Below are 25808 nucleotides of genomic sequence, written 5' to 3' on the forward strand. Positions count from 1 at the left end.
CCGGCACGGCGCCCGCGAGCCCGTTCGGGTCCGGCGCGTCGGCGGACGACCCGGATCGGGAGGGACGCGCCATGCAGATCAAGGCGGCGATCGACAGGATTCCCGGCGGCCTGATGCTGGTGCCGCTCCTGCTCGGAGCCCTGTGCAAGACCTTCGCGCCGGGCGCCCCAGCCTATTTCAAGGGCTTCACGCAGGGGATCATGACCGGCGTGATCCCGATCCTGGCGGTCTGGTTCTTCTGCATGGGCGCCTCGGTCAGCCTCAAGGCGACCGGCACGGTGCTGCGCAAGTCCGGCACGCTGGTGGCGACCAAGCTCGTGGCTGCCTGGGCGATCGTGCTGGTGGCCGGGCTGTTCATCCCGCCCGAGGGGATCCGGACCGGCTTCTTCGCCGGCCTGTCGATCCTGGCGATCGTCTGCGCGATGGATATGACCAATGGCGGCCTCTACGCCTCGCTGATGCAGACCTACGGCAGCCGCGAGGAGGCCGGCGCCTTCATCCTGACCTCGATCGAGTCCGGTCCGCTGATGAGCATGATCATCCTGGGGGCCTCCGGGGCGGCGCATTTCGAGCCGCAGATCTTCGTGGGCGCGGTGCTGCCCTTCCTCGTCGGCTTCGCCCTCGGCAACCTCGACCCGAAGCTCCGCGCCCTGTTCGCCCCGGGCGGCCAGCTGATGATCCCGTTCTTCGCCTTCGCGCTCGGGAACACGGTCGACCTCAACAACCTGCTCTCGCCGCTCGCGGGGCTCGGCATCGTGCTGGCGCTGGCGGTGATCGTCCTGACCGGCATCCCGCTGATCCTGGCCGACCGGGCGATCGGGGGCGGGACCGGCACGGCGGGGCTGGCGGCCTCCTCGACGGCCGGGGCCGCCGCCTCCAACCCGCTGGCGATCGCCGCCGTCGCCCCGCAATTCGCCCCGTCGGCGCAGCCCGCCACCGTGCTGGTGACGATCTGCATCATCGTCACCTCGATCCTCGTGCCGATCCTGACCGGGCTCTGGTACCGGCGGTTCGGGGCGGGCGTCGCGGAGGCCCGGACCGAGGACGAGGCCGGCGCGCCGCTGGCGGTCCCGGCCGAGTAGGCACCCCGCGACAGGTCCCTCAGAAGTCGACCGCGAGGCCCTTCACCTCCCAGTCGTCGTAGCGGACCGGCTCCAGGCCGCCGCGCCCCTGGCGCTCGGGCTTGGCGCCGATCTCGGCGGCCCGGGCGTCGATCGCCGCGCGGCGCTCGGCGGCCTCGGCCAGGGCGCGCTGGGCCGCCGGGCTGAGGATACGGGGCGGCGCGGCGCCGGCTCCGGCCTCCTCGGTCGGGTCCTGTCGGTGCGGGTCCTGTCGGTGCAGGTCTTGTCGGTGCAGGTCTCTTGCGGTCGGCTCTTGCATCGCGCTCGCTCGGGTGTGAGGGCGTGGGTCCGGAAGACGTCGGATCTGGAGCAGAAGTGGCATCGCGGGACACAGGCCGCAACACGCGGAACGCAGCGGCACCGGGCGGAACCGGTCCGGACATCGCGGGACTGGCCGCGCGCCGCGCGGCGATGCAGGCGGTCGCGTCCCTGATCGGCCAGGAGCGCCCCCCCGCCCTCGACGACGCCCTCGCCCAGGCGATCCGCGCCGAGGCGCTGGCGCCGGCCGATGCCGGGCTGGCGCGGGCCATCGCGGTGGCGACCTTCCGTCGCTACGGGCTGATCCGGGCAGCCCTGGCCGCGCGGCTCGAGCGCGGGCTCCCCGCGGCCAAGCCGCAGCTCACGGCCCTGCTCGCCACCGCGACCGCCCAGATCCTCGACCTCGCGGTCCCCGACCACGCCGCCGTCGACCTCGCCGTGCGGCTCGCCAAGGCGGATACCCGCACGGCCCATCTCGCCGGGCTCGTCAACGCCGTCCTGCGCCGGGTCGCCCGCGAGCGGGACGCGATCCTGGCCGCGGACGCCGACGCCCTGGCGGTCAACACCCCGGACTGGCTCGCCCGCCGATGGGTCGCGGCCTACGGGCCCGAGCGCGCGGCCGCGATCGCCCGCGCCCATCTCGCGGGGGCCGCCATCGACCTGACCCCGCGGGGCGACGCCGGCGACTGGGCCGCGCGGCTCGGCGCCGCGACCCTGCCGACCGGCTCCCTGCGCCTGCCGGAGAACGGCCCGGCCATCCCCGACCTGCCGGGCTTCCAGGAGGGAGCGTGGTGGGTCCAGGACGCCGCCGCGGCGCTGCCGGCCCGCCTCCTGGGACCCCGGGAAGGCACCCGCGTCCTCGACCTCTGCGCGGCGCCCGGTGGCAAGACCCTGCAGCTCGCCGCCACCGGCGCCCGGGTCACCGCGGTCGACCGGTCCGCGCCGCGGCTGGAGCGCCTGCGCGAGAACGTCGCGCGGCTCGGCTTCGCCGTCGACGTCGTGGTCGCCGACGTCCTCGCCCTGGAGCCGCAGGACCACGACGCGGTGCTGCTCGACGCGCCGTGCTCGGCCACCGGGACGATCCGGCGCCATCCCGACGTCGCCTGGACCAAGGCGGAAGCCGATATCGGCCGGCTCGCCGCGCTCCAGGCCAGGCTCCTCGACCACACGGCCGCGCTGGTGCGGCCGGGCGGCCTCCTCGTCTACTGCACCTGCTCGCTGGAGCCGGAGGAGGGCGAGGCGCAGGTGGCGGCCTTCCTGGCCCGCGAGCCCGGCTACGCGCGCGTCCCGGTCCGGCCCGACGAGGTCGGCGGCGCCGCGGCGCTGATCGACGACTGCGGCGACCTGCGGACCCTGCCGTGCCACCTGCCGGAGATCCCCGGCGCCCGCGGCGGCCTCGACGGCTTCTTCGCGAGCCGCCTCCGGCGGGCGGACTGACCGGGGGCGGACCGGGGGTCGCACCCGAGCCCGGAACCCAGACCCGCACCGTGCCCCCTCTCCCGTGCGGGAGAGGGCTGGGGTGAGGGACAAGACGTTTCCGGATCGGGCGGACCATCACCGCGCGTCCGCGTCGAGCCACGTCCGGACAGACCTGATCCCTCACCCTGTCCCTCTCCTGCACGGGAGAGGGGACCCGCGCTCGCCCCCGCGCGTCGAGACGTCCAACTGCGCTCCGACCTTGACAATGTTCCTATTTTGTGCTTCCTGACCGCACCTGTCCGCGGCGCCTCGGCAGCGATTCCGGGGCGTCCTTCGGGGGCCTGCCCGGTGGCTGACCGGTCTGGTCCGGGGACGGGGCGGCGCCCGCGTCGGTGGCTCTCAGCCGCCATCGCCCCGGGCGGCGGACCGGTGCGGGGCGTGCCTCGGACGCGGGCGTGAGACCGGGCGGCACTCTGCCCGGCGGGGGAGGAAATGCCCCCGCGCCGACCCGCCTCTGGGCTGACCCTGAGCGACCTGCGGACCCGCCCACGACGAGGCGGGGGACGGCTGGAAGGCCACGGCGCCGATGCGGGTTCCGGGGGTTGCGGGCACGGCGTGCGCGCACCTCGCCCGAGACCGCTAACGGGGAGTCGCAGGACCGGGACGTCGGAGACGCCGCGACGAGAAAGACGGCAGCGGCCGGGGACCATGCCCGGCCGGTGCCGCGGGGCGCCGCGGGGATCGGATCCCGCGCGTACTTGGCCGACACCTGGGTTCCCGCGGCGTCCCGCGTCCCTCGTGTGGTCTCCCGGGCCATGCCCCCGGCGCCCAGGCGCGCGCGGGGACGATCACGCGTGTCCGCAAGCCGGCGGGTTCTCGCCCCCGAATCGGCGCCTGAGCGGCACCCGGCGGCAGCGGGCGCGGCGGCCCGCGCCGCCCCGCGACCCCTGGAAAGTTGACGGCGGCCCGGCGGACTGCCATCCGCCGGTCCGACACGTCCGCCCGCCCGTCGTCCCCGCCCGCGCCCCTCTCGAGTCCATTGACCCCATGACCGACCTGATCGAGACGATCCGCCGGACGCTCGTGCCGATCCACAAGGAGGGCTACCCCTTCATCCTGATCGGCATCGTGCTGACGGTGCTGGCGGGCTACTTCTCCCAGTTCTTCGGCTGGATCTTCCTGATCCTGACCCTCTGGGTCTGCTACTTCTTCCGCGATCCGGAGCGCGTCACCCCGGTGGCCGACGGGCTCGTGATCTCGCCCGCCGACGGCCGCGTGAACCTCATCGCCACCGTGCTGCCGCCGCCCGAGCTCGACCTGCCGCAGGTGCCGACCCTGCGGGTCTCGGTGTTCATGAACGTGTTCGACTGCCACGTGAACCGTGTGCCGGTGGCCGGCCGGATCGGCCAGATCCACTACACGCCGGGCCTGTTCCTGAACGCCGAGCTCGACAAGGCCAGCGACGACAACGAGCGCAACGGCATGGTCATCGAGACGACCCATGCGGGCCAGCCGAAGCGGGTCGGCGTGGTGCAGATCGCCGGCCTCGTGGCCCGGCGCATCGTCGGCTTCGTCTCGGCGGGCGACGTGCTCGGCGTCGGCGAGCGGTTCGGCCTGATCCGCTTCGGCTCGCGGGTGGACGTCTATCTGCCGGCCGGCTCGACCGTGCTGGTCGGCCTCGGCCAGAAGGCGGTGGCCGGCGAGACGGTGCTGGCCGATCTCGGCGGCGGCCCGGAGCGGCTGTTCAAGCGGATCTGAGGCGGCCATGGACGATCTCTTCCCGCCCTTCGCGCCCGACCCGAACGAGCCGCGGCCGCGCCGGTTCAAGCCGGTGCCGTTCCGGATGATCGCGCCCAACATGATCACCCTGATGGCGCTCTGCCTCGGGCTGACGGCGATCCGGCTGGCCTTCGAGGGCAAGTTCGAGCCCGCCGTCATCGCCGTGGTGGTGGCCGGCGTGCTGGACGGGATCGACGGGCGGGTGGCGCGGCTGCTCAAGGGGACGTCGCGCTTCGGCGCGGAGCTCGACTCGCTCGCCGACTTCGTCAATTTCGGCTGCGCCCCGGCGCTCATCCTCTACGGCTTCGTGCTGTTCCACCTGAAGTCGGTGGGCTGGATCGTGGCGCTGATCTTCGCCATCGCCATGGCGCTGCGCCTCGCCCGCTTCAACGCGATGCTGGACGACCCGAACCGGCCGGAATGGAAGAAGGACTTCTTCGTCGGCATGCCGGCCCCGGCGGGGGCGCTCACCGCGATGCTGCCGCTCTACCTGCACTTCCTGGGCTTCGGCATCGAGACCTGGGCGGCGCCGGCGGTCCTGATCTACGTGCTGTGCATCGCCCTGCTGGTCGTCTCCACGGTCCCGACCTACTCGGGCAAGACCATGGGCAAGCGGGTGCCGCGCAGCCTCGTCCTGCCGATCTTCCTGTTCGGCGTCGCGGCCTTCGGCATCCTGATCAGCTACCCGTTCGAGGCGCTGGTGGCGGTGAGCGGCGGCTACCTGCTGACCATCCCGGTGGTCGCCGCCCAGTACCGCCGCCGGCTCAAGGCGGAGCTGGCCGCCCCGGCCGGGGAACGGTCCGCCGCCGGCGCCGAGGCGCAGCCCGAGAGCGCCGCGGAGGCGCGGGCCGCGGCGGTGAAGCCGGACTAGGCACTGGCCGTCGCGGGATGATCCCCTACCTTGGCGGCGTTCGGCGAGGGGGATTCGGCGATGCTCGAGGAATTCAAGAAGTTCGCGCTGCGCGGGAATGTGGTCGATCTCGCGGTCGGCGTGATCATCGGCGCGGCCTTCGGGGCCATCGTCAATTCGGCGGTCCAGGACATCTTCATGCCGGTGATCGGCGCGATCACGGGCGGGCTCGATTTCTCGAACTACTACATCCCGCTGTCGTCGAAGGTGCAGGCCGGCCTGCCCTACGTGGACGCGAAGAAGCAGGGCGCCGTCATCGGTTACGGCCAGTTCCTGACCCTGACGCTGAACTTCGCGATCGTCGCCTTCGTGCTGTTCCTCGTCATCCGGGCGATGAACCGTCTCCAGCTCGCCGAGACCAAGAAGCCCGACGAGGTGCCGGCCGACGTGAAGCTCCTCTCCGAGATCCGCGACATCCTGGCGACGAAGCCGCGCGTCTGACGGCTCGGTCGACGGCTCAGTCCGCGCGCGTGTCGTCGTCCCGCGGCTTCACCCCGAAGGCGTCGAGGATCTGGTCGAGGGCCTGACCGACGGCGCCGGTGCCCTCCTCGTGGGTCTTGAGGCGGGTCTCGAGCCGGCGGATCTGGGGCTCGAACTCGTCCGGCACCGGGTCGTCGCCGAGGAAGCGCGGCTTGTCGGACCCGACCGGCAGGACGCTGCGCAGCTGCTGGCCGAGATGGTCGCGCACCGGTTCCGGCAGGGTGGATTTCGGATCGGTGGGAGTGTCGCTCATGGTCGCCTCACGGGTCGAACCGTCATCAACGGCCGGACGGATGAAGCGTTGCGCCGGCGGCCGCGGCTGCGGGAATGCCCCCGGAGCCGGGCTCCGGGGGCGTTAGGGCCGGTGCGAGACCGGCCCAGGGTCTCAGTCGATGACCTCGACGATGCGGTGGCCGCGGTCGACCAGCACCGGGCGGTCGTTCACCACGGTGTAGCGGTAGCCCGGCTGCACGCGGTACTCGCTCGGCACGTCGTAGTAGGTCACGCCCGAGGCCGGCAGGGTGGTGCCGACGGCGACGCGACCGTCGTAGTCGTAGGAGCGGACGTTGCGCTCGCGGACGTAGCTGCGGAAGCGCGGGGCCATGTCGACGCCGAGGATGCCGCCCACCGTGCCGGTGGCCGCACCGACCGCGCCGCCGACGATGCCGCCGATCGGGCCGGCCGCATCGGCACCGGCCGCCGCGCCGCGCTCGGCGCCCGGGATGGTGCCCTGGGCCTGGGCCGCCAGCGGCAGCGAGAGGGCGAGGGCCGAGGCGGCGATGAGGGTCTTGAAGGTCATGCGATGCATCTCCGTTCCGTGGTGTCTCGCCGCGCTGGCGCAGCGAAGCTCGGGCCGGTAACGCCCGATCCCCGGAATCGGATGCATCTTTTTTTGTGGACTTCCGGCCCGGTTCGGGCCGGGCGCCTACGCGTCCTTCGGCATCGCCGACTGGATGAACCGGTCGGAGCCGAGGTCCTCCTCGTCGTAGCCCAGGAGCTCGGCGAGTCGGCCGCGGGCGCGGCTGACGCGGCTCTTCACGGTGCCGACCTTGCAGCCCATGATAGTCGCGGCCTCCTCGTAGGAGACGCCCTCGGCACCGACCAGCACCAGCGCCTCGCGCTGGTCCGGCGGCAGCTTCGCGAGCGCCGATTGCAGGTCCTCGACGTCGAGCCGGTCGCCCTGGTGCGGGGCGGTGGCGAGCCGGGCCGCGTAGGATCCGTCCTGATCCTCGACCTCGCGGACCCGCTTGCGATGGTCCGAGTAAAAGATGTTGCGCAGGATCGTGAACAGCCACGCGTTCAGGTTGGTGCCCGGCTGGAAGCGCGCGCGGTGCTGCCAGCCCTTCAGCAGGGTGTCCTGCACGAGGTCGTCCGAGCGGGCCGGGTTCGAGGTCAGCGACAGCGCGAAGGCGCGCAGCGACGGCACGGCCGCGAGCAGACCGTTGCGGAATTCCGGCTCGATCGCCTCGCCGCGGGCACGCAGGGCCGCCTCGAGCTTCTCGATCAGCTCGGCGAAGCGGGACGGCATCGTCTCCTCGCCGATCCGCTCGTAGACCGTGCGCAGGTGCTCACCGAGATGCGTGCGGATGCCGGGCGCCAGGTTCGGGCGGCCATCCCGAGTCCCGTCCTCCTGGGACAGGACGGTGTCGGTGTCGTCGCGGGTCATGCGTATCGCGCTCGTCAACTCATCGTGGCTCGACCTGTGGTCCGGAGCGGGTCGAGGTGGGGCGCTTGCCGGCTCGACCCGGTGCGGAAGTCCGGCCGATGCGCTCCTGTTACCGGAGTTCTAGCGCATCGGGCGCGGGCATGCACCCTCAGGCAAAACACACTTAAGCTAAGTTGCTCGGTCTCAACAGCCGGATCGCCCCGTCGCGCAGGGTCAGGACGTCGCCGCGGGCGAGATCGGTCCAGCACTCGTCCCGGGTCAGCGCCTGCGTGGCGATGACCGTCACCACGTCGTGCTCGGTGGTCTCCTGGGCGAAATCCACCTGCCAGTCCTCGTCGATCAGGGTGGCCTTCCCGAAGGGCGCGCAGCGGGTGAGATAGCAGAGGCGCTTGCCGCAATGGGCGTAGAGGGTGCGGCTGTCGGTGAGCAGCATGTTGAACACGCCGAGCGCGTGCAGCTCGCCCGCGAGGTCGGCCACCGCCCGGTCGAGGGTCTCGGGCCGGGGCAGGGCGCGGAACCGGGCCTGGAGCCGGCCGAGCATCCAGCAGAAGGCGTGCTCGCTGTCGGTGGACCCGATCGGCATGAAGCCGCCCAGCGGCAGCCGCTTCACGCCCTTGAGCTGGCCGTTGTGCGCGAAGGTCCAGCGGCGGCCCCACAATTCCCGGGAGAACGGGTGGGTGTTCTCCAGGCTGACCCGGCCGCGATTGGCCTTGCGGACATGGGCGACGACGATCCGGCTCTTGATCGGCATGTCGCGCAGGAGCCGGGCGAGCTGCGAGCGGGCGCTCGGCTCCGGCTCGTGGAAGCTGCGGCAGGTGCGGCCGTCGTAGAAGCTGATGCCCCAGCCGTCGGCGTGGGGCCCGGTCTCGCCGCCGCGCCGGGCGAGCCCCGCGAAGGAGAAGCGGATGTCGGTCGGCACGTTGGCGCTCATGCCGAGCAGTTCGCACATCGTCTTGCAGCCGGGCCATGCGGGGAAGCGGCGACGTTTAGGAGCGTTCGGCCGCCCCGACAACGGCTTTCGCGCGGGTCAGCGGGCGAGATAGTCGGTCAGCGTCATGCCGACCATGATGGCGACCCAGAAGAAGCCGAGTCCCGAGAACAGCCAGATCAGCGGCGGCTCGTGGATCACCTCCATGGAGACGAGGAGGATCAGCGCCACCATCACGGCGACGACGGCGAGCTCGACGATCCAGACCTGCGCGAAGGGGAGGGTGGCGCCGAGGGTGACGTTGATGGCGAGCAGGGCCAGCAGCGCCAGGAAGGTGAGGACGGGCGTGCGCAGGCGCTTCCGGAGCAGGGCGCGCTCGTCGGCGCTCAGGGTCACGAGGGGGTTCCGCATCCTACCGGTTCACCACGTAGAGGATCGGGAAGGCCAGGATCCAGACGAGGTCGATGAAGTGCCAGTAGAGACCGTAGACCTCGATCCAGTTCTGGTGCCGAGCGAGGAAACCGGCCTTGGCGGCCAGCCAGGTCATGCCGAGCAGGAGTGCGATGCCGGTGAACAGGTGCAGCGCGTGCAGCAGCGTCGCGACGTAGTAGAGGTTCACGAACAGCCGTGCCGCCGGCGTCTCGGCGAGCGCGAAGGGCCGGTCGGAGAGGAACGGCATCATGTGCTCGGCCCAGTCGGCGTAGTACTCGTAGCCCTTGAGCACGAGGAACAGGCCGCCGAGCGCCGCGGTCGCCAGCATCGCCCGCACCATGGCGCGCTGCCAGCCCATCCGCGAGAACTCGATTGCCATCGACATGGTCAGGCTGGAGCAGATCAGCACCACGGTGTTGGTGGCGCCGATCCAGAACTTGAGGTGCTTGGCCGCCGCGACGGTCGCCTCGGGGTGCTGGATCCGGGTGATCAGCGCCACCAGGAACAGGGCGGAGAACAGCAGGAGCTCGGTGATCAGCCACGCCCAGATGCCGAGCGTCGCCGCCGCGCGCTGCTGCGCGACGGTCTCGAAATGGTGCGCGCGGGCGACCCCGACGCCGTCGGCCAGGGGCGCGCTCATCCGTGCTGGTCCCGGGATTCCTGGGCCTGGATCGGGTAGTCGTAGGGGATGCGCGGCACCTCCGGCGGCGACAGGAAGTTGTGCGTCGGCGGCGGGGAGGCGGTCTCCCACTCGAGTCCCTTCGCGTTCCACGGGTTGGCGGGCGCCTTCCGCCCGAACCACAGGGAATAGACGAGGTAGAGCATCGGGAAGATGTAGCCCGCCGCCAGGATCGTGGCGCCCGCCGAGGACAGCACGTTCAGGAGCTGGAACTCGGCCGGATAGGTCGCGTAGCGCCGCGGCATCCCCAGATAGCCCAGGATGAACTGCGGGAAGAAGGTCACGTTGAAGCCGATGAAGATCAGCAGCGCCGAGACCCGGCCCCAGGGCTCGCTGTACATCCGGCCGGTGAATTTCGGCCACCAGAAGTGCAGGCCGCCCAGGAACGCCAGCACCGTGCCGCCGACCATGATGTAGTGGAAATGCGCGACCACGAAGTAGGTCGCGTGGATGTGCTGGTTGATGGCGAGCGTCGCGAGGTAGAGGCCGGTGAGGCCGCCGAGCACGAACAGGCCGATATAGCCCATCGCGTAGAGCATCGGCGTGTCGAGCCGCAGGGCTCCCTTATGGATCGTGGCGGTCCAGTTGTAGACCTTCACGGCCGAGGGCACCGCCACCGCGAAGGACAGGGCGGAGAAGACCAGCGAGGCCAAGTCGCTCTGGCCGTTGACGAACATGTGGTGGCCCCAGACGAAGAAGGTCACGGAGGCCAGCCCGATCGACGCGTAGGCGACGAAGCGGTAGCCGAACAGCTTCTTCTGCGCGAAGGCCGGGACGATCTCGGAGATCACTCCCATGCCGGGCAGGACCATGATGTACACGGCCGGGTGCGAGTAGAACCAGAACAGGTGCTGGAACAGCACCGGGTCGCCGCCATAGGCCGGGTCGAACACGCCGATGTGGAAGGCGCGCTCCGCGATCAGCAGGATCAGCGCGGTGGTGATGACGGGCGTCGCCAGCAGGAAGATCAGGCTCGTGGCGTAGTGCGCCCAGACGAAGATCGGCAGCTTGAACCACGTCATGCCGGGCGCCCGCATGGTGTGGATCGTGACCACGAAGTTGAGCCCCGTCAGGATCGACGAGAAGCCCACGATGGTCACGCCGATCAGCGCCGGCAGCACCCAGGTGTTCGAGAAGGCCGTCGAGAGCGGGGCGTAGAAGGTCCAGCCGGTATCGACACCGCCCAGCACCACCGAGACCAGGGTGAACAGGGCGCCCGCCATGAACACGTACCAGCTCGTCAGGTTGAGCTTCGGGAAGGCGAGGTCCCTGGCCCCGATCATCAAGGGGATCAGGAAGTTGCCGAAGGTCGCGGGGATCGACGGGATCAGGAAGAACCAGACCATCACCACCCCGTGGATGGTGAAGGCCTTGTTGTAGGTGTCGTTGGTCATGATCGCGCCGTTGGGCACGATCAGCGCGAGGCGCACCACGCCGGCCGCCAGGGCGCCGATCACGAAGAAGCCGGTGATCGAGGCGAGGTAGAGGAGCGCGATGCGCTTGTGGTCGGTGGTGAGGAACCACGAGCGCAGAGTCGATTCCGCGTGCAGGTAGTCGGCCTTGCGCCCGATCGTGGATTCCGGGGCGTGGGGTTCCCGGCGGGCCGTGCCGCCGATGCTGCCCGATGCGCTCATCGTGTCGCTCCCGGCGGCGTCGCGTCCGCGGCCTTGCCGGAGGCCGGGCCCGTGTAGGATTTCAGGAAATCGATCAGCGTGCCGAGTTCGTCCGCCGGGATCCGGCCAGCGAAGCTCGGCATGACCTGCTTGCCCCCGCCGGCGAGCCGGTCACCGTTCGGGTTCAGGATCTTCTCGCGCAGCCATCCGTCATCGGCCGTGACGGTGCGGCCGTCGGCGAGCGTCACTTGGCTGCCGTAGAGGCCGGCGAGGCTCGGCGCCTTCACGGGGGAGCCGGGCTCGTGGCAGCCGGCGCAGCCATAGGCCTCGTAGAGGGCGCGACCGGCCGCGACCTTGCCCTGCTGCGCGCCCGCGTGGGTCAGCCAGTCCTGGTAGTCGCCGGGGTTCATGAAGGTGACCTCGCCGCCCATCACGGAATGGTCGGTGCCGCAATATTCCGAGCAGTAGAGGTGGTAGGTGCCAACCTTGTCGGCCTTGAACCACAGGTCGGTATAGCGGTCGGGCAGGGCCGCCACCTGCATCCGCACGGCCGGCAGGTAGAGGGCGTGGATCACGTCCTGGCTGATGATATGCAGGCGGATCGGCTGGCCGATCGGCAGGTGCAGGTTGTTGATCTCGGACTGGCCCGTCGGGTGCTGGAACTTCCACATCCATTGCCGGCCGATCGCCTCGACCACCATGGCGTCGGGGGGCGGGTTCTTCGACTGGATGAACAGCCGCGCGCCCCAGACGAAGAAGATCAGCGTCAGCAGGAACGGGATCAGCATCCAGCTGATCTCGATGAGGTTCGAGCGGATGCCCGAGGGGCTCCGGTCCGCCTCGGAGCCCTCGCGGTAGCGCAGGGCGAAGTAGGTGATCGCCACGAAGACCGGCACGGTCAGCAGCAGCGTCAGGACCGTGAAGGCCAGGATGAGCAGGTCGGTCTCGCTCGCGGTGGCGGAGACCGCGGCGGGCCAGAGCTGGAGGGAATCGTGGCTCGGCGTCATCGCGCAGCGGGCTCCGCCGGTTCGAGAGAGCGGCCGACGGTCAGGTCCATGGCGCGCCCGATCGGGATGCGGGCGCGGGTGCGGGCCTCGTCCCGGTAACCGTAGCCGGAGAGGTGCGCCGCGGCCGCCGCCCGCTCGCGGTCGAGATCGGCGTAAGGGTCGGCCTGCAGGTTCGGCGGCGGCGGCTCAAGCCGCGTCGTCTGCTGCGGCGTCAGGGCAGGGAGCGCCCGCCGCTGGCTCGCCGCGAAGGTGCCCATCAGCCAGACCATCGTGCCGACGACCGCCAGCGCCGTCAGCGCGAGGCCCGCCATCACCAGCACGGTGTTGCGGACGTTGACGTCGCTGGTCTCGTGCCCGGGATCGTCGGGATCGCGCTGGGAATTGGCCGCCGGGCGCGGCGGCCGCCCGTTCAGGAGGCCGGTGCCGCGCAGGGTCAGCCCCGCCAGGATCGCCGGGATCAGGCCGGTGGGTCCGTCCGCGCTCACGCCGGCCTCCCGGCGCGGCGGGCGTCGGAGGCCGCCCGATCGGCGCGCGGACGCATCAGCGGGCGCAGCGCGGCCGCGAGGCAGGCCACGGCGCCGGCGGCCAGCACGTCGCTCGGCCGGAGGACGAAGCGGTCGCGCACCGCCGGGGTGATCAGCCAGAACATCTCCAGGGCGTGGACGGCGAGCGCCGCGCCGGCCAGGATCCGGGTGGTCGGGCGCCCGGGCCGGAGGGTCGCGAGGCCGGCCAGCACCACCACCGCGCCGGCCACGATCGCCAGCGCCCGCCCGACCCAGCCGCCGCGGGCGAAGTACCACGCCACCTCGGGCGGCAGGTTGGCCGACCAGACGATCAGGAACTGCACGAAGTGCAGGTAGGCCCAGAGGCCGAGGAGCACCACGAGGGGCACCAGCCGGCCTCGTCCGGGAGCCGTGCGACCGCGGCCCACGGGCTCCGGCTCCTCCCAGGCCAGCAGGATCGCCGCCGCGAAGGCGAGGCCGCTCCACGCCGTCATGACCAGGAGGCCCAAGAGGGTCGAGTCGAGCCGCGGATCCAGGGAGGCGACGACGTCGGTGACGAACAGCGTGCCGACGACCGCGTGCAGCCCCACCGCCGGCACGGTCCGCCCCTCGCCGGGCGCGTCGAACGGCTTGGCGAAGCGCAGCGCCAGCCAGATCCAGGCCGCGAGGTAGACGATCACCCGGACCGCGAAGAACGGCACCGTGAACCACAGGGCGGCCAGGGGCGTTCGCGCCGGGGCGCTCACCCAGGGATAGAGCAGGGGCGCGGCGGCCAGGAGCGGCAGCGCCAGCACGGCCGCGACCGGCATCAGCGCCGTCAGCCGGCGCAGACCCGCCAGCATCTCGATGCCGCCGCGCGCGCGGACCCGCTCGCCGAAGCGCTCGGCGACGATGACCACCGGCAGGGCACCGACCGGCAGGGCGAGGAGGACCAGCCACGCCGCGAGATACGAGGCCGCGGCTCCGCGCCATCCGCCCGCGGTCAGGCAGACGGCCAGGAGGACGAGGCCGGCGAGGCCGAGCAGGGCGGGGCGCCTCACGGCGTCGCCTCCAGCCGCGCGCGATCCTCCGCCGGCAGGCTCGCCACCGGGGCGTCCTGGCTGAGCTGGAGGGCGCGGACATAGGCGACGATCGCCCAGCGGTCGGCCGAGGGGATCATCTGGGCCATGCCGAACATCGCCTTCCGGCCGTTCGAGATCGCGTCGTAGAGGTCGGACGCGGAGGCCGCCCGCACGGGCCCGGCCGTGAGATCGCCGGCGGACGGGAAGCCCCGGGCCACGATCATCCCGGCGCCGCGGCCGTCCTGCCCGTGGCAGGGTGTGCAGAATACCCCGTAGCGCTCGCGGCCCTGGTCGAGCAGCGCCCGGCTGATCGTCTGCGGCTGCGGCGCCGCGCGGGCCGGATCGCTCCGCGGCACGGTGCCGGCCACCGGCTGGCGCATGGTGATCTCGCGGGGGAAGAACGGGTTCCTGTCCCAGGTCTTGGCCCGGGCCTGATCGGCCATGTCGGCCTCGCCGCAGGCCGCGAGGGGCGCCAGGGCCAGGCAGGCGAGGAGGGCGCGCCTCATCGCGGAATCCGCCGGATCTCGAGGGGGCGGCCGGCCTCGGCCGGCAGGGACGCGAGCCGCCGCTCGATCCGGCCCGCGTCGAACCGGTCGCCGCGCGCCTCCGCGGAGAGGAAGAACCGGTCCTCCGAGGCCCGCAGGAAGCCCGGGATGTTGAAGGCCGGGTGGTTCAGGCGGGGCAGGCGGTTGAGCACGAGGAGCGCGAGGTGGATCGCCACGCAGCCCGCCATCATCGCGAAGGAGACGCTCGGGACCACGAAGGAGGGCCAGGACAGGCGCGGGCGTCCGCCGATCAGGAACACGTAGTCGTAGGCCGTGGCGTAGACGCACATGGCGAAGAAGCCGAAGCCGCCAAGCAGGGCGCCGCCGAGGGCGTAGGGCAGGATCGAGCGCCCCTCCAGGCCCAGGGGCCGCAGGGTGCGGGGCATCGGCACCGGGCCGTGCCCGTCGAGATGGACCTGATCCGGGCCGAGCCCGGAAACCGCCTGGAGGGCGGCCGCGAGGTCGCCCTGGCTCGCGAAGGTCGCCGACACGCCCCAAAGGGGCGCGGTGACCGGGTTCTCCTCCGGGCGGCCCGTGGCCCGGGACGCGGCCGCGCGGGCAGCCTCCTGGGCGGCCGGCGACACCGTCAGGGCGAGGCGGCGGCTCTCGACGATCGAGACGGCCGGCAGGTACCGCAGGAACAGGAGCAGCAGGGTCAGGAACAGCCCGATCGAGCCCGCGAAGGTGGCGATGCCCCAGACGTCGGTCGTGTAGGGCAGCCTCGAGGAGGGCAGGAAGTCCTGGGTCAGGGTGACGACCAGGACCATGACGTGGTCCGCGTAGGCGCCGATCGCCACGAGGAGGCCGACCGTCGCAAGGGCCAGCGGCGCCGTGCGGGCCCGGGCCGACCACAGGATCTGCGCGGGCAGGACGAGGCACAGGATCGCCGTCCAGGACACGAGGGCGTGGTCGCCGGTCATGCGCCGGACCAGGACGCCGCGCCCCTCGGCGTCGCCGTTGAGGAACGTGTCGAAGTACTCGGCCGCGTAGCAGTAGGCGCTGGCGCAGCCGAGGCAGAGCAGCAGCCGCCCGAGCACGTCGAGGTGGCGGTCGGTCACCAGGGCGTCGAGGCCGTAGACGCGGCGGATCAGCATCACGATCACCGCCGTGACGCCGACGCCGGAATAGACCGCGTTGACCAGGAAGCTCACCGGCAGCAGCGTGCTGTGCCAGCCGGGCATCAGCGAGCCCGCCAGCATCACCGAGGCCCCGGTCTGGACCGAGACAACCAGCAGCACGCCGAGCAGCGCCACCGTCCGGTAGGCCTGGACCCAGATCTGCCAGTGGGCCGCCGAGCCGCGCCAGCCCGAGGCGAGGATGCCGTAGACCTGCGCGCGCAGGACGGCGAGCTTCCGGGTCGGCGCCTTCGTCTCCAGCTGGCGCATCGCCTCCAGGTGCGCCCGGTCGCGCAGCGTCGCGAGGTCCGGCAGCAGGCCGATGAACCAGAGGCTCACGCAGATCACCAGGAAGGACACGATGTCGATCGCGTCCCAGAGGAGCGGCGAGCGGAACTGCGGCCAGAGATCGTAGGTGTTGGGGTAGGGCAGGTTCCAGAAGAAGAACCACGGCCGCCCGAGATGGATGATCGGGTAGAGCCCGGCGGCCGCCGTGGCCAGCAGCGCCAGGGTCTCGGCGACGCGGTTCACCGCCCCGCGCCACTCCGCGCCGAGCAGGAGCAGGATCGCCGAGACCAGCAGGCTGCCGGACGCGACGCCGATCCACCAGTCGTAGCTCGCGATGTCGAGCGCCCAGACGACGGCGTTGTTGTTCGCCCAGATGCCGGGGCCGGCGTAGAGCAGGTAGCCGAGGGTGAGGAGGAACAGGCCGAGGAGCGCGGCCGCCCCCGCGAAGGCGATCCACCAGCGCCGGTTGCCCGGATGGGTCAGCGGGATCGCCGTGACCGCGCCGCCGATCCCCTGGAGGGTCTCGTCGGGCCGGATCAGGGATCCGGGCTGCGTGCCGCCGGAGAGGGCGCCGGACATACTCAGCCCTCCCGTCCGTCCGAGTCCGCGGCGGGCGCGAGCCCGGCGAGGTAGGTGGTGCGCGGCCGCGTGTTCAGGTGGCCGAGGAGCGCGTATTCCCGCGTGTCCCTGCGGGCGGCCGAGACCTGGCTCCCCGGGTCGGCGACGTTGCCGAAAGTGATCGCCCGGGTCGGGCAGGCGCCCTGGCAGGCGGTCTCGACGGTCCCGTCGGGGATCGGCGCGTGGGCATCCTTGGCGGAGGTGATCCGGGCGGCCGTGATCCGCTGGATGCAGTAGGTGCACTTCTCCATCACGCCGCGGGACCGGACCGTGACCTCGGGATTGCGCTGCTGCTGCTCCACCGGGGTCATGCCGCCGGTATAGTCGCGGTAGTTGAAGCGGCGGACCTTGTAGGGGCAGTAGCTCTGGCAGGTCCGGGTGCCGACGCAGCGGTTGTAGACCTGCAGGTTCAGGCCCTCGCTGTCGTGGAGCGTCGCCTCCACGGGGCAGCCGAGCTCGCAGGGCGCCTGCTCGCAATGCATGCAGGGCACCGGCTGGAAATGCGTCGTCGGCGCGTCGAGCGCGCCCGCGTAGTAGCGGTCGACCCGCAGCCAGCTCATCCACCGGCCGAGAGCGACCTCCTCGCGCCCGACCACGGGGATGTTGTTCTCCGCTTGGCAGGCGGTGACGCAGGCGTTGCAGCCGATGCAGGCGTCGAGGTCGATGGCCATGCCCCATTGCGCGGCGACCCAGCGATCCTGGCTCTCCGGGGGCGGGTAGAACGAGGCGGGGGCCGGCGCGCCCTTGGGATCGCCCGCGGGCGCGGCGCCCAGGGCCTGCACGCGCACGAGATCCTGCCCCTCCATCGTGCCGAGATGCTGGGTTGTCACCGGCTTGCGCGCGCGGCCGGTCTTCGTCAGCCGGGCGCCGGCGAGCCGCCAGGTCGAACCGGCCGGGCGCAGGGGCGCGGAATCGTAGCCGAGGCCGCGGGCGAGGTGGTCCGGCACGTCGCGACCGTAGCCGAGGGTGAGGGTGACGCTGGCTTCGGCCTGGCCGGGCAGGATCCAGGCCGGCCCCTCGACGGCGCGGCCGCCGGCCTCGACCCGCAGGATGTCGCCCGTCGCGATCCCCTCGCGCTCGGCGAGGCGCGGGCTCACCGCGACCACATTCTCCCAGACCACCTTGGTCAGGGGCTTCGGGAGCTCCTGCAGCCACGCGAGGTCGGCATGGGTGCCGTCCCAGATCGTCGGATCGGGCCGGAACAGCACCTCGACCTCGCCCGCGGGCGCGGGGGATGGAGCGGCCGCGGGGGCCGCGGCCTGCGTCAGCGCGACGGTCTCGGCCGGGCGCGCGCTGCCCGCCCAGAAGCCGAGGCGCAGGGCTTCCGTGAAGCGGGTTTCGAGAGCCGCGTCGTCCTCGCCGGCATTCCGCGCCTGCGCCTTGAGGAGGCCCAGCGCGTCCTGGCCGCTCTCCCCACCCTCACCGCCGGCCAGGAAGGCCAGCATCTCCGCCGGCGTGCGGCCGTTGTACAGGGGCGCGACGGTCGGCTGGATCAGCCCCACCGTCCCGTCGAGGGATCGGATGTCGCCCCAGGATTCCAGCGGGTGGGCGGCGGGCAGGTGCCAGTCGGCGTGCACGCCGGTCTCGTCGTAGTAGAGCCCCGCGTGGATCTTGAGCGGCACGCGCGCCATCCGGGCGGCGAAATCGAGGACGCCCGGCGCTTCGTAGACCGGATTGGCGCCGAGCACGACGAGCACCTGGACGGCGCCCCGATCCATCGCCTCCGCGAGCTCCGCCAGGGTCCCGGCGCCGGTCTCCTCCGCGGGCGCCGTGTGGACCAGGGTCGCGCCGGTGTTGCCGAGGGCGCCGTTGAGGCGGTGGACCAGCGCGTGCAACTCGGGGCTCGCGGTCAGGCCGGCGGTGACGATGCCGCTTCCCCGGGCCCCGGCGAGCGCCGTCCCGGCGCTCCGCGTCCAGCGCGCGACGGGATCGTCGCCCGCAGGGGCCGCGCCGCCGGCGGCCAGGGCGAGCAGGTCCCGGGCGAGGTCCTCAAGCCGGCCGGCCGGGACCACGAGGCCGCGATCCGCCTTGGCGCTGGTCAGCGTCGGGGTCGGCGCCGCCGCGTGCAGGGTGAGGAGGCGGCCCTCCGCGTAGGCCGCGCGCCGCGCCTCGCTCCAGCGCCGCGACAGGCCGACCTGGCCGGGCCCGAGGTCCAGAAAATCGCCGTCCAGCGCCACGATGGTGCGGGCGCGGCCGAAATCCGGGATCGTCTCCAGCGGCCGGCCGTAAGCCTGGCGGGCGCCCTCGTAGATCCCGGCGCGCCCCGCCCCGGCGCCGGTGTACCAGCGCGAAGCCGGGTAGGCGGCCCGCAGCCGCGCGATCTGGGCCGCCACGCCCGGCGACGTCACCGGGCCGGTGAGCAGGGCGAGGCCCTCGCCGCGGCCCGCGCGCCAGCCCGGCATCCGCGCCTGCAGGTCCGCCCGGAACGCCGCCCAGGAACTCGGCCGGCCGAGATGCTGCACCGCCTGGGAGCGGAACGGGTCGTAGAGCCCGAGGACCGAGGCCTGGGCCAGCACGTCCGTGCCGCCGCGGCTCCAGGGATGCTCGGGATTGCCCTCGATCTTCAGGGGGCGGCCGTTGCGGGTGGTGACCAGGATGCCGTTGCCGAAGCCGTCGAACAGGGCCGAGGAGGCGTAGGACAGGTCCGTGCCCGGCACGATCCGCTCGGGCTGGTTGACGTAGGGCACCTCGTAGTCGCGGCCGCCTCCGCCGCCGCAGGCGGTGAGGCCGCCCAACGCGAAGGACGCGGCCATGAGCTTCAGGAAGCCGCGCCGCTCCGGGGCGGCGGCGAGCCGGGACGCCGACGGGAACTCGGCCGCCAGATAGGCGCGGAAGTCCGGGCTGTCGGCCACGGCGTCGAGGCTGCGCCAGAAGCGCGGCCCGTCGCCGCCGGCGAGTTTCTCGCGCAGGGCCGCGATGTCGGGGGCGCCGGTCATCGGTGGCAGATCCCGCATTCGGTCAGCCGCTCCCCGCCGCGGATATGGTACTGGGCCACGAGCTTCGGGCCCAGGGTCGCCTGGTCGGACGGCGGCTTCCAGGTCATGTTCCAGACCTGATCCGGCGTGCGGACGTATTTCTCCGGGGCCCGGTGGCAGTCGAGGCAGAACTGCATCTCGAAGGCGTTGGCCCGGTAGGTCATCTGCATCGACGTGACGTCGCCGTGGCAGGTCGAGCAGCCGATCCCCTTCGTCACGTGGACCGAGTGGTTGTAGTAGACGTATTGCGGCAGCTTGTTCAGCCGCTTCCACTCCAGCGGCTTGTCCTGCGCGTAGCTGTCGCGCACCGGCTTGAGCATCTCGGAGCCGGTCCAGATCTGCGAGTGGCAGGTCATGCAGGTGTGGGTCGGCGGGATCCCGGCGGTGGCCTCCCGGTCGACCGTGGTGTGGCAGTAGCGGCACTGGATGCCGAGCTCGCCGGAATGGTGCTTGTGGCTGAACGGCAGCGGCTGCGCCGGCGCGATCCCGACGCCCGTGACGTAGTTCGAGCGCACGATCCCGGCCGCCAGGACCGGGAGACCCACCAGGCAGGCGACGCCGGTCATCAGGGCGAGGCGGTAGAGCGCGTCGGCCCCGGGAGTGAACAGCTGCGCCATCAGGCCGGCCCGCGCCTGGCGAGGGCCGTGAGATGGCGCTCGGTCGTCTCAGCCCCTCGCCGCAAGCCTCGCCTCACCCTCTGGTCCCGGTCGACATCGTGCGGCGCGCCAGACGCCCGCGCGAAGGGAACCGGGGCGCCTGCGGCGTCGCGGACCCGAGCCTCGCGGAACCGAGCCCCGGCGGCGCCGCGCCCCATCGTGCCCGATGGTTTTAACGCTGGAGCGCTTCCAAACCAGGGCCACGACCGGAAACAGGCCGGCCGACATGTCGCAGCGGCCCACGGCAAGGCGGGCCGAGGCCCGCGACAGGCCCCGCCACATCTGCCGCGACACTTCCCGTGACCGGCGCGAGAGCCTATTCCCCCGCGACGGTCCCGACGCCCGATCCTGTCCGGAGACGCATGGAATCCGATCCTCTCCTCCTGACGTGGCGCGCCGCGCGGCCCCAGCACACCGTCGCGGCGGCCCTCGCGGTCGGGATCGGCGCGCCGCTCTGCGCCCTCGCGCTCCTGTGCCTGCGCGACCTGATCGCGGTCCTGCCGCGCGACGAGGCGCCGGTGCTCCCGTTCCTGCGCGTGGCGGTGCAACTCCCGGGCGGGGAACTGGTGCTCGTCCCCGGCATGCCGATGCGCCCCGCCGAGCTCGAACTCACGGCCTTCCTGTGCATCGCGGTCTGCGCCCTGGCGCTGGCGGGTGTCGGCTGGTTCGTGGCGCGCCTGTGCTTCAAGGCGCAGAACAAGGCCGGGGACGCCGTCCGCGAGGGCGTGCTGCAGGCGATCCTCGACGCGCCGGCGGGAGCCCGGGACGAGGCGCGCGGCCTCACCCGGATCGTCGGCGAGGTGCTGGCCCGGGCCGACCGCCTGCTCGCGGCCGGCATCGTCCTGCCGGCGATGACCCTCGCGGCGCTGATCCTGGCCCTCGGCTTCGCGGCGCTCGCCGCGCCCCGGCTGGTCCCCGCGGCGGTGATCGGCCTCGCGGCGATCGGCCTCGCCTACGGGCTGGTGCTCGAGCGCGCGCGCGACCGGCAGGAGCTGCGCCTGCGCTCGAGCGCGCGCGCGGAGGAGAGCCTGAACGACCTCGTCCGGCGGCTGCCCGCCGTGCGCAACCACGGGGCGGCGGCCATCGAGCGCCGGCGCATCGCCGCCCGCGTCGCCGCGATGCGGACCAATGTCGGGCGGGCCGAGGCGCGGCTGGCCTATGCCCGGGCGCCCGCCCTGGCCCTGGCGGTGATCCTGCCGGCGATCGCCGCCGGCACCGCGCTCTGGCGCTCGGGGCCGGGCCAGCCGCCCGCGGCGCCGGTGGATCCGGCCGCCCTCGTGGCAGCCGTGGGCGCCTTCGGCCTCGCCGGCTGGCTCGCCGCGATCTGCGCGCGGCTCTGGATGGTCCGCAGGTCGGTGCGCCCGCGGCTCCGCGACCTCGCCCGCACCATCGCGGCCCTGGAGGGCCGGCGGGCACGGGCCGCCCGGACCGGGGCCACTGCCCTGCCGCTGCCCCGGTCCGGGATCCTGGCCACCGAGGGCGTCGGTGCCTTCGACCCGGCCACGGGCGAGCGCCTGACCGGCGTCGACGTCGCCGTGTCGATGCCGGGCCACGTGGCGATCACGGGCAGCCGCGGCAGCGGCGCCCGCGCGCTGGCGGCGGTGCTGGCCGGGCAAGTCGAGCCGACGGCCGGGGCCGTCACCTACGCGGGCACGGACCTGCGCGACTTCGACGCCGCCGAGCGCGCCCGGCGGATCGCCTTCACGTCGGGCGAGGCGATCCTGATGGAGGGCTCCCTCCGCCAGAACCTGCTCTACGGAACCGATCCGGCGACCGCCCCCGACGACATCGCGCTGATCGGCATCAGCCGGCTCACCGGCCTCGACGGCTTCGTGTACGCCCGCGGTCTGACCGGGCGGCTCGATCCGGCCGCCCAGCCGCGGCTCGCCGCCGCGATCGTCACCGCCCGCCGGACCATGCGGGTGGCGCTGGCCGCCAAGGGCGCCGAGCGCCTCGTCGAGCCGTTCGATCCCGACCGCTACAACAACCAGGCGAGCATCGGCGAGAACATCCTGTTCGGCGAGCCGGTGGGCGGCACCTTCGCGCCCCTGCGCTTCGCCCGCCACCCCTACCTGCGGGCGGTCCTGGAGGCCGAGGGGCTGGTCCGCCCGCTCACCGAGATCGGCCTGTCGGTCGCCCGCAGCACGGTGGAGATCTTCGCCGACCTGCCCAACGACCACCCCCTGTTCGACGCCTACTCGCTGTTCCAGGCGGCCGAGCGGGGCTACTTCGAGGATCTCGTGGTGCGCCTGCCCAGCGCGGCGAGCCTGCGCCGGGGGCCGGCGGGCCAGCGCGACCGCACGCGGCTGATCGGCCTCGCGCTGCGCTACAACGAGTCCCGCCACCGCTTCGGCCTGATCGACGGCCTGTTCGAGGACCGCCTCGTACAGGCGCGTCGGTCCTTCGCCCGGATGCTGCCGCCCCACCTCGCCGGCGCGGTGGTGTTCCACGACCCCTCGCGGGTCAATCCGGCCGCGAGCCTGGAGGAGAACCTGCTGTTCGGCCGGATCAGTCTCGGCGAGGCCAATGCCGAGCCGCGGGTGCGCGAGCTGGTGCGCCGGGTGCTGGCCGACGAGGGCCTCGAGGCCTCGGTCTACGGCCTCGGCCTCGACAGCAAGGTCGAGATCCAGCCCAGCACCGGGGCGCTGGCGGACGGCGCGATCAACGCCCGCGAGCGGGTGGCGATCGAGCTGAGCCGGTGCCTCGCCCGCGACCCCGACATCCTGGTGGTGGCGGTCGCGATGGACGAGCGCAAGGCCGAGGGCGCGCGCGAGCGGCTCGCCCAGCTGCGGCAGGCGCGGGCCGGGCGCGGCCTCATCGTCTGCCTGCCCGAGACGGGCCTCGCGGAGAGCGCCGCGCCGTTCGACGCGGTGATCGCCGTGGAGAACAGCGCCGTCGTCGCGCCCGTGCCGGCGGATCCCGAGCGGGAGCCGGCGCCGACGGCCTGAGGGTGACCGTCGGTTGTCCGGCCGCGCCGTCGCGGCGCCGGACGGACCGGACGCGCAGCCTCACGGCCGCCGCAATAATCCGTCAGGTCGCGAGGCCGCGCCCGTCCGGCAGCCATCCCGGCCGATCCAGCGCGGACGGTTCATGCCCCTGTCGACCTCGCTTCCTCTCGCCGCCGGCCTCGTTCTGCTGGCCCTCGCAGGCCCGGCCGCCGCGCAGGCGGGCAAGGCCGAGGCGCCGATTCCGGCCGCGACCCTCGCCCTGATGGCGCAGAAGGGCGTGACGGCCGCCTCGCCGGTCCTGTTCCGGGCCTACAAGAAGGAATCGGAGATCGAGGTCTGGAAGAAGGGCGCGGCGGGCTATGTCTACATCAAGACCTTCCCGATCTGCCGCTGGTCCGGCCAGCTCGGGCCGAAGCGCAGGAGCGGCGATCGGCAGACCCCGGAGGGGTTCTACTCGGTGCCCCGGCGCCAGATGAACCCGAACTCACACTACTACCTGTCCTTCGACGTCGGCTATCCCAACGCCTACGACCGGGCCCATGGCGGCACCGGCTCCGCCGTGATGGTGCACGGGATCTGCTCGTCCATGGGCTGCTTCGCCATGACCAACGGCACGGTCGGCGAGATCTACGCCATCGCCCGGGACGCGCTGAACGGCGGGCAGGCGGCCTTCCAGTTCCAGTCCTACCCGTTCCGGATGACGGCCGAGAACATGGCCCGCCACCGGACCGACCCCAACATCGCCTTCTGGCGGGACCTCAAGGCCGGCTCCGACCGGTTCGAGGTCAGCCGGGAGGAGCTGCAGGTCTCGGTGGTCGCCAGCCGCTACGCCTTCGCGCCCGCGCGGGATCCCGCCGTCGAGGCGGCCGTCACCACCCGCCGGGCGGTCGAGGAGGCACGGATGACCGCGCTCGCCGAGGCGGGCGAGCCCGCCGTCCGCACCACCTATTCCGACGGCGGCCAGAACGCCTTCTGGGCGGCCTACACGGCCCGGGGCGGGGCGGTGGGGGACATCAGCCGGCCGGAGGCCCTGGCCTTCGCCGGCCAGGAGGTGGTGGTCGTTCCGGGCCACCGCGCCCATCGCCCGGTGCCCGACACGGTCTGGGCCGGCTGGGCCGCGCCCGAGTCGGGCCTGTCGCCGCGGCAGATGGCGGGCTTCGTGCCGGTCTACGAGCGCGCGCCCGATCCGTTCGGGGCGCTGGTCGCGCCGCTCCCGACGCGGTACAGCGACGCACTCCCGTCCTGGCTGGCCGCGGGACTCGCCGGATCGGCGGCCGGACGCCCCATTCTTGCCGGGTCGGCGGCCGGTCTCCTGGCCGCCGCGGAGCCCCTCTGAGCATGCGAAGGCCCGTCGCGGCGGCCCGTGCGTGTGCGCGGACGCACATCACGGCCGCGTGCGGCACACCAATTCATGATACGGCAGGGGATGAGCGGTACACCTGCTCCGTCGGCCTGCCGTATTCAAAGCTACCTTCCCGGAACGGCGACGGGGTTTCGATCATAAGTGATCGGGACTGACTGTCCGCGGATTCGTGATCGCCATGTCGAACAGTTCCGAGCCGACCATCCTGGCGGCCGACCAGGACCTCGCACTCCGCTTCTGGGGCGTCCGCGGCTCGACGCCCGTCAGCGGCCCGCAATACGCCGAGTTCGGCGGCAGCACGCCCTGCATCGAGGTGCGGTGCGGCCAGCGCATGTTCATCGTCGACGCGGGCTCGGGCATCTACAACCTCGGGCAGGGTCACCGGACCGATCTGCCCCAGGAAGTCGACCTGCTGTTCAGCCATCTGCATCTCGACCACACCGCGGGTCTGCCCTTCTTCAAGCCGGCGGTCCTCGATCCCGACCGGGTCATCAACACCTACTGCGGCAACCTCGGCGGCGAATCGGCCGGGCCGACCCTCGACCGCCTGTTCGCGCCGCCGCTCTTCCCGGTTACGCTCGACAAGCTGTGCTGCACCTTTCACCACCACGGCTTCGAGGCGGGCCAGACCCTGGCCTTCCCGGACGGGACGCGGGTCGCCACGATCATGCTGAACCATCCGCAGGGCTCGGTCGGGTACCGGTTCGAGCACGGCGGCCGGCGCCTGTGCCTGATCAGCGACATCGAGCACAGCGACCCGTGGCCGGATCCGGAGCTCGCCGCCTTCGTCGCCGACGCCGACCTGATGGTCTACGACGGCATGTTCACCGACGGGGAGTATCCGACCTGCCGGGGCTGGGGCCACTCGACCTGGCAGAAGGGCGTGGAGCTCGCCCGGAACGCGGGCGTCAAGGCGCTCGGGATCATCCACCTGCACCCGGCCCATTCCGACACGGCGCTGCGCGACATGGAGGCCGACCTCCAGGCCGAGATGCCGACGGCGTTCATCGCGCGCGAGCGGCAGAGCCTGATCGTAGGCGCGCCGCGGGCGGTGAGCGGCCGGCCGAGCGGACGCCCGGCCGTGGCGCGGGAGATGCGCCGCCGGATCAAGGTTGCCTGAGGCGCGGAGTCAGGCGGAGCGCCGCCTGCGGGTCCGGCTGTACCGGGCCCAGGTGAACAGAACGAACAGCGCGACGCCGATGATCAGGATGCTCCAGCCGTAGTTGCTGACGAGCTGCGCGTCGATCGGGTGGCCGACATACCCGAGCGCCACCAGCAGACCGAACACCGCGATCGCCGCGGAAACGAGCATCCCTACAATCATCGAAGTCCCCGGCGCGTCCCATCCGCGCGATTCGGCAGGGCCGTATGGTGGGGAAGAATGCGCGGCGGCCGCACCCGTTCCAGCGCTGTGACCAGCGTCGCGCCGGCGGCGCTCGGGCCT

Annotated in this window: 24 protein-coding genes; 8 read left to right on the forward strand and 16 right to left on the reverse strand. The window is 72.6% G+C overall.

What is annotated here, in order from left to right; all coding sequences use genetic code 11:
* Positions 1–71: 71 nt before the first annotated feature.
* Positions 72–1082, forward strand: coding sequence for a 2-keto-3-deoxygluconate permease (locus tag BKE41_RS06030; protein WP_070998709.1), 1011 nt, complete (start codon positions 72–74; stop codon positions 1080–1082).
* 19 nt (positions 1083–1101) lie between these two features.
* On the opposite strand, the gene BKE41_RS31965 is transcribed toward BKE41_RS06030, so the two are convergent.
* Positions 1102–1380: a DUF1674 domain-containing protein gene (locus tag BKE41_RS31965; protein WP_053622271.1), complete on the reverse strand. Its 279-nt coding sequence runs from the start codon at positions 1378–1380 to the stop codon at positions 1102–1104.
* A gap of 152 nt (positions 1381–1532) precedes the next feature.
* On the opposite strand from BKE41_RS31965, the gene BKE41_RS06040 reads away from it, so the two are divergent.
* The 4 genes from BKE41_RS06040 (at position 1533) to mscL (ending at position 5928) form a co-directional block, all read left to right on the forward strand.
* Positions 1533–2816: an RsmB/NOP family class I SAM-dependent RNA methyltransferase gene (locus BKE41_RS06040; RefSeq protein WP_071000640.1), complete on the forward strand. Its 1284-nt coding sequence runs from the start codon at positions 1533–1535 to the stop codon at positions 2814–2816.
* Positions 2817–3845: 1029 nt separating this feature from the next.
* A complete protein-coding gene (locus BKE41_RS06045; RefSeq protein ID WP_012318030.1) occupies positions 3846–4556 on the forward strand; it encodes a phosphatidylserine decarboxylase in 711 nt (236 codons plus the stop codon).
* 7 nt (positions 4557–4563) lie between these two features.
* The gene (locus tag BKE41_RS06050) at positions 4564–5448 is read left to right on the forward strand and encodes a phosphatidylcholine/phosphatidylserine synthase (protein ID WP_059408720.1); all 885 of its coding nucleotides are present in this window, start codon (positions 4564–4566) and stop codon (positions 5446–5448) included.
* A gap of 60 nt (positions 5449–5508) precedes the next feature.
* Positions 5509–5928, forward strand: coding sequence for a large conductance mechanosensitive channel protein MscL (gene mscL / locus BKE41_RS06055; RefSeq protein ID WP_024830829.1), 420 nt, complete (start codon positions 5509–5511; stop codon positions 5926–5928).
* 16 nt (positions 5929–5944) lie between these two features.
* Here the strand turns inward: mscL and BKE41_RS06060 are convergent, their stop codons facing one another.
* The 14 genes from BKE41_RS06060 to BKE41_RS06125 all read right to left on the reverse strand — a co-directional run bounded on the left by BKE41_RS06060 (position 5945) and on the right by BKE41_RS06125 (position 20014).
* Positions 5945–6220 (reverse strand): hypothetical protein, encoded by a 276-nt coding sequence (locus BKE41_RS06060; protein ID WP_012318033.1) that lies wholly within the window; start codon positions 6218–6220, stop codon positions 5945–5947.
* 132 nt (positions 6221–6352) lie between these two features.
* The gene (locus tag BKE41_RS06065; RefSeq protein ID WP_012318034.1) at positions 6353–6766 is read right to left on the reverse strand and encodes a DUF1236 domain-containing protein; all 414 of its coding nucleotides are present in this window, start codon (positions 6764–6766) and stop codon (positions 6353–6355) included.
* Positions 6767–6892: 126 nt separating this feature from the next.
* Positions 6893–7633, reverse strand: coding sequence for a NepR family anti-sigma factor (locus BKE41_RS06070; RefSeq protein WP_012318035.1), 741 nt, complete (start codon positions 7631–7633; stop codon positions 6893–6895).
* 163 nt (positions 7634–7796) lie between these two features.
* A complete protein-coding gene (locus BKE41_RS06075) occupies positions 7797–8582 on the reverse strand; it encodes a class II glutamine amidotransferase (protein WP_012318036.1) in 786 nt (261 codons plus the stop codon).
* Positions 8583–8660: 78 nt separating this feature from the next.
* A complete protein-coding gene (locus BKE41_RS06080) occupies positions 8661–8972 on the reverse strand; it encodes a hypothetical protein (protein WP_024830828.1) in 312 nt (103 codons plus the stop codon).
* A gap of 1 nt (position 8973) precedes the next feature.
* A complete protein-coding gene (locus tag BKE41_RS06085) occupies positions 8974–9633 on the reverse strand; it encodes a cytochrome c oxidase subunit 3 (RefSeq protein ID WP_012318038.1) in 660 nt (219 codons plus the stop codon).
* Positions 9630–11306, reverse strand: coding sequence for a cbb3-type cytochrome c oxidase subunit I (locus BKE41_RS06090; protein ID WP_024830827.1), 1677 nt, complete (start codon positions 11304–11306; stop codon positions 9630–9632). Before BKE41_RS06090 ends, BKE41_RS06085 begins: the two co-directional genes overlap by 4 nt.
* Complete coding sequence (gene coxB / locus BKE41_RS06095) at positions 11303–12292, reverse strand: cytochrome c oxidase subunit II (RefSeq protein WP_070998711.1); 990 nt, start codon at positions 12290–12292, stop codon at positions 11303–11305. The genes BKE41_RS06090 and coxB overlap by 4 nt, the downstream gene beginning before the upstream one ends.
* On the reverse strand, positions 12289–12777 hold the full coding sequence (locus BKE41_RS06100) for a hypothetical protein (protein ID WP_058606987.1): 489 nt from the start codon (positions 12775–12777) through the stop codon (positions 12289–12291). Before BKE41_RS06100 ends, coxB begins: the two co-directional genes overlap by 4 nt.
* On the reverse strand, positions 12774–13835 hold the full coding sequence (locus tag BKE41_RS06105; RefSeq protein ID WP_053620903.1) for a hypothetical protein: 1062 nt from the start codon (positions 13833–13835) through the stop codon (positions 12774–12776). The genes BKE41_RS06100 and BKE41_RS06105 overlap by 4 nt, the downstream gene beginning before the upstream one ends.
* Positions 13832–14362 carry a cytochrome c gene (locus BKE41_RS06110; RefSeq protein ID WP_070998713.1) on the reverse strand — a complete coding sequence of 177 codons (531 nt, stop codon included), beginning with the start codon at positions 14360–14362 and terminating at the stop codon, positions 13832–13834. Before BKE41_RS06110 ends, BKE41_RS06105 begins: the two co-directional genes overlap by 4 nt.
* Positions 14359–16383, reverse strand: a complete 2025-nt coding sequence (locus tag BKE41_RS32385) for a DUF3341 domain-containing protein (protein ID WP_070998715.1) — start codon at positions 16381–16383, stop codon at positions 14359–14361. Before BKE41_RS32385 ends, BKE41_RS06110 begins: the two co-directional genes overlap by 4 nt.
* A 2-nt stretch (positions 16384–16385) precedes the next feature.
* Entirely contained in the window at positions 16386–19358 is a 2973-nt protein-coding gene (locus BKE41_RS06120) for a TAT-variant-translocated molybdopterin oxidoreductase (protein ID WP_070998716.1), read from the reverse strand.
* Positions 19355–20014: a cytochrome c3 family protein gene (locus BKE41_RS06125; RefSeq protein ID WP_012318046.1), complete on the reverse strand. Its 660-nt coding sequence runs from the start codon at positions 20012–20014 to the stop codon at positions 19355–19357. Before BKE41_RS06125 ends, BKE41_RS06120 begins: the two co-directional genes overlap by 4 nt.
* 401 nt (positions 20015–20415) lie before the next feature.
* Between BKE41_RS06125 and BKE41_RS06130 the strand changes: the two genes are divergently transcribed.
* The 3 genes from BKE41_RS06130 to BKE41_RS06140 all read left to right on the forward strand — a co-directional run bounded on the left by BKE41_RS06130 (position 20416) and on the right by BKE41_RS06140 (position 25484).
* Positions 20416–23001: an ABC transporter ATP-binding protein/permease gene (locus tag BKE41_RS06130; RefSeq protein ID WP_070998718.1), complete on the forward strand. Its 2586-nt coding sequence runs from the start codon at positions 20416–20418 to the stop codon at positions 22999–23001.
* Positions 23002–23143: 142 nt separating this feature from the next.
* Positions 23144–24337, forward strand: coding sequence for a murein L,D-transpeptidase family protein (locus BKE41_RS06135; protein ID WP_070998720.1), 1194 nt, complete (start codon positions 23144–23146; stop codon positions 24335–24337).
* Between the two features lie 205 nt (positions 24338–24542).
* The gene (locus BKE41_RS06140) at positions 24543–25484 is read left to right on the forward strand and encodes an MBL fold metallo-hydrolase (RefSeq protein ID WP_012318049.1); all 942 of its coding nucleotides are present in this window, start codon (positions 24543–24545) and stop codon (positions 25482–25484) included.
* Positions 25485–25493: 9 nt separating this feature from the next.
* On the opposite strand, the gene BKE41_RS06145 is transcribed toward BKE41_RS06140, so the two are convergent.
* Positions 25494–25676 carry a hypothetical protein gene (locus BKE41_RS06145; RefSeq protein ID WP_106427812.1) on the reverse strand — a complete coding sequence of 61 codons (183 nt, stop codon included), beginning with the start codon at positions 25674–25676 and terminating at the stop codon, positions 25494–25496.
* Positions 25677–25808: the final 132 nt, after the last annotated feature.

The organism is Methylobacterium sp. C1, assembly GCF_001854385.1.
Lineage (GTDB): Bacteria > Pseudomonadota > Alphaproteobacteria > Rhizobiales > Beijerinckiaceae > Methylobacterium > Methylobacterium radiotolerans.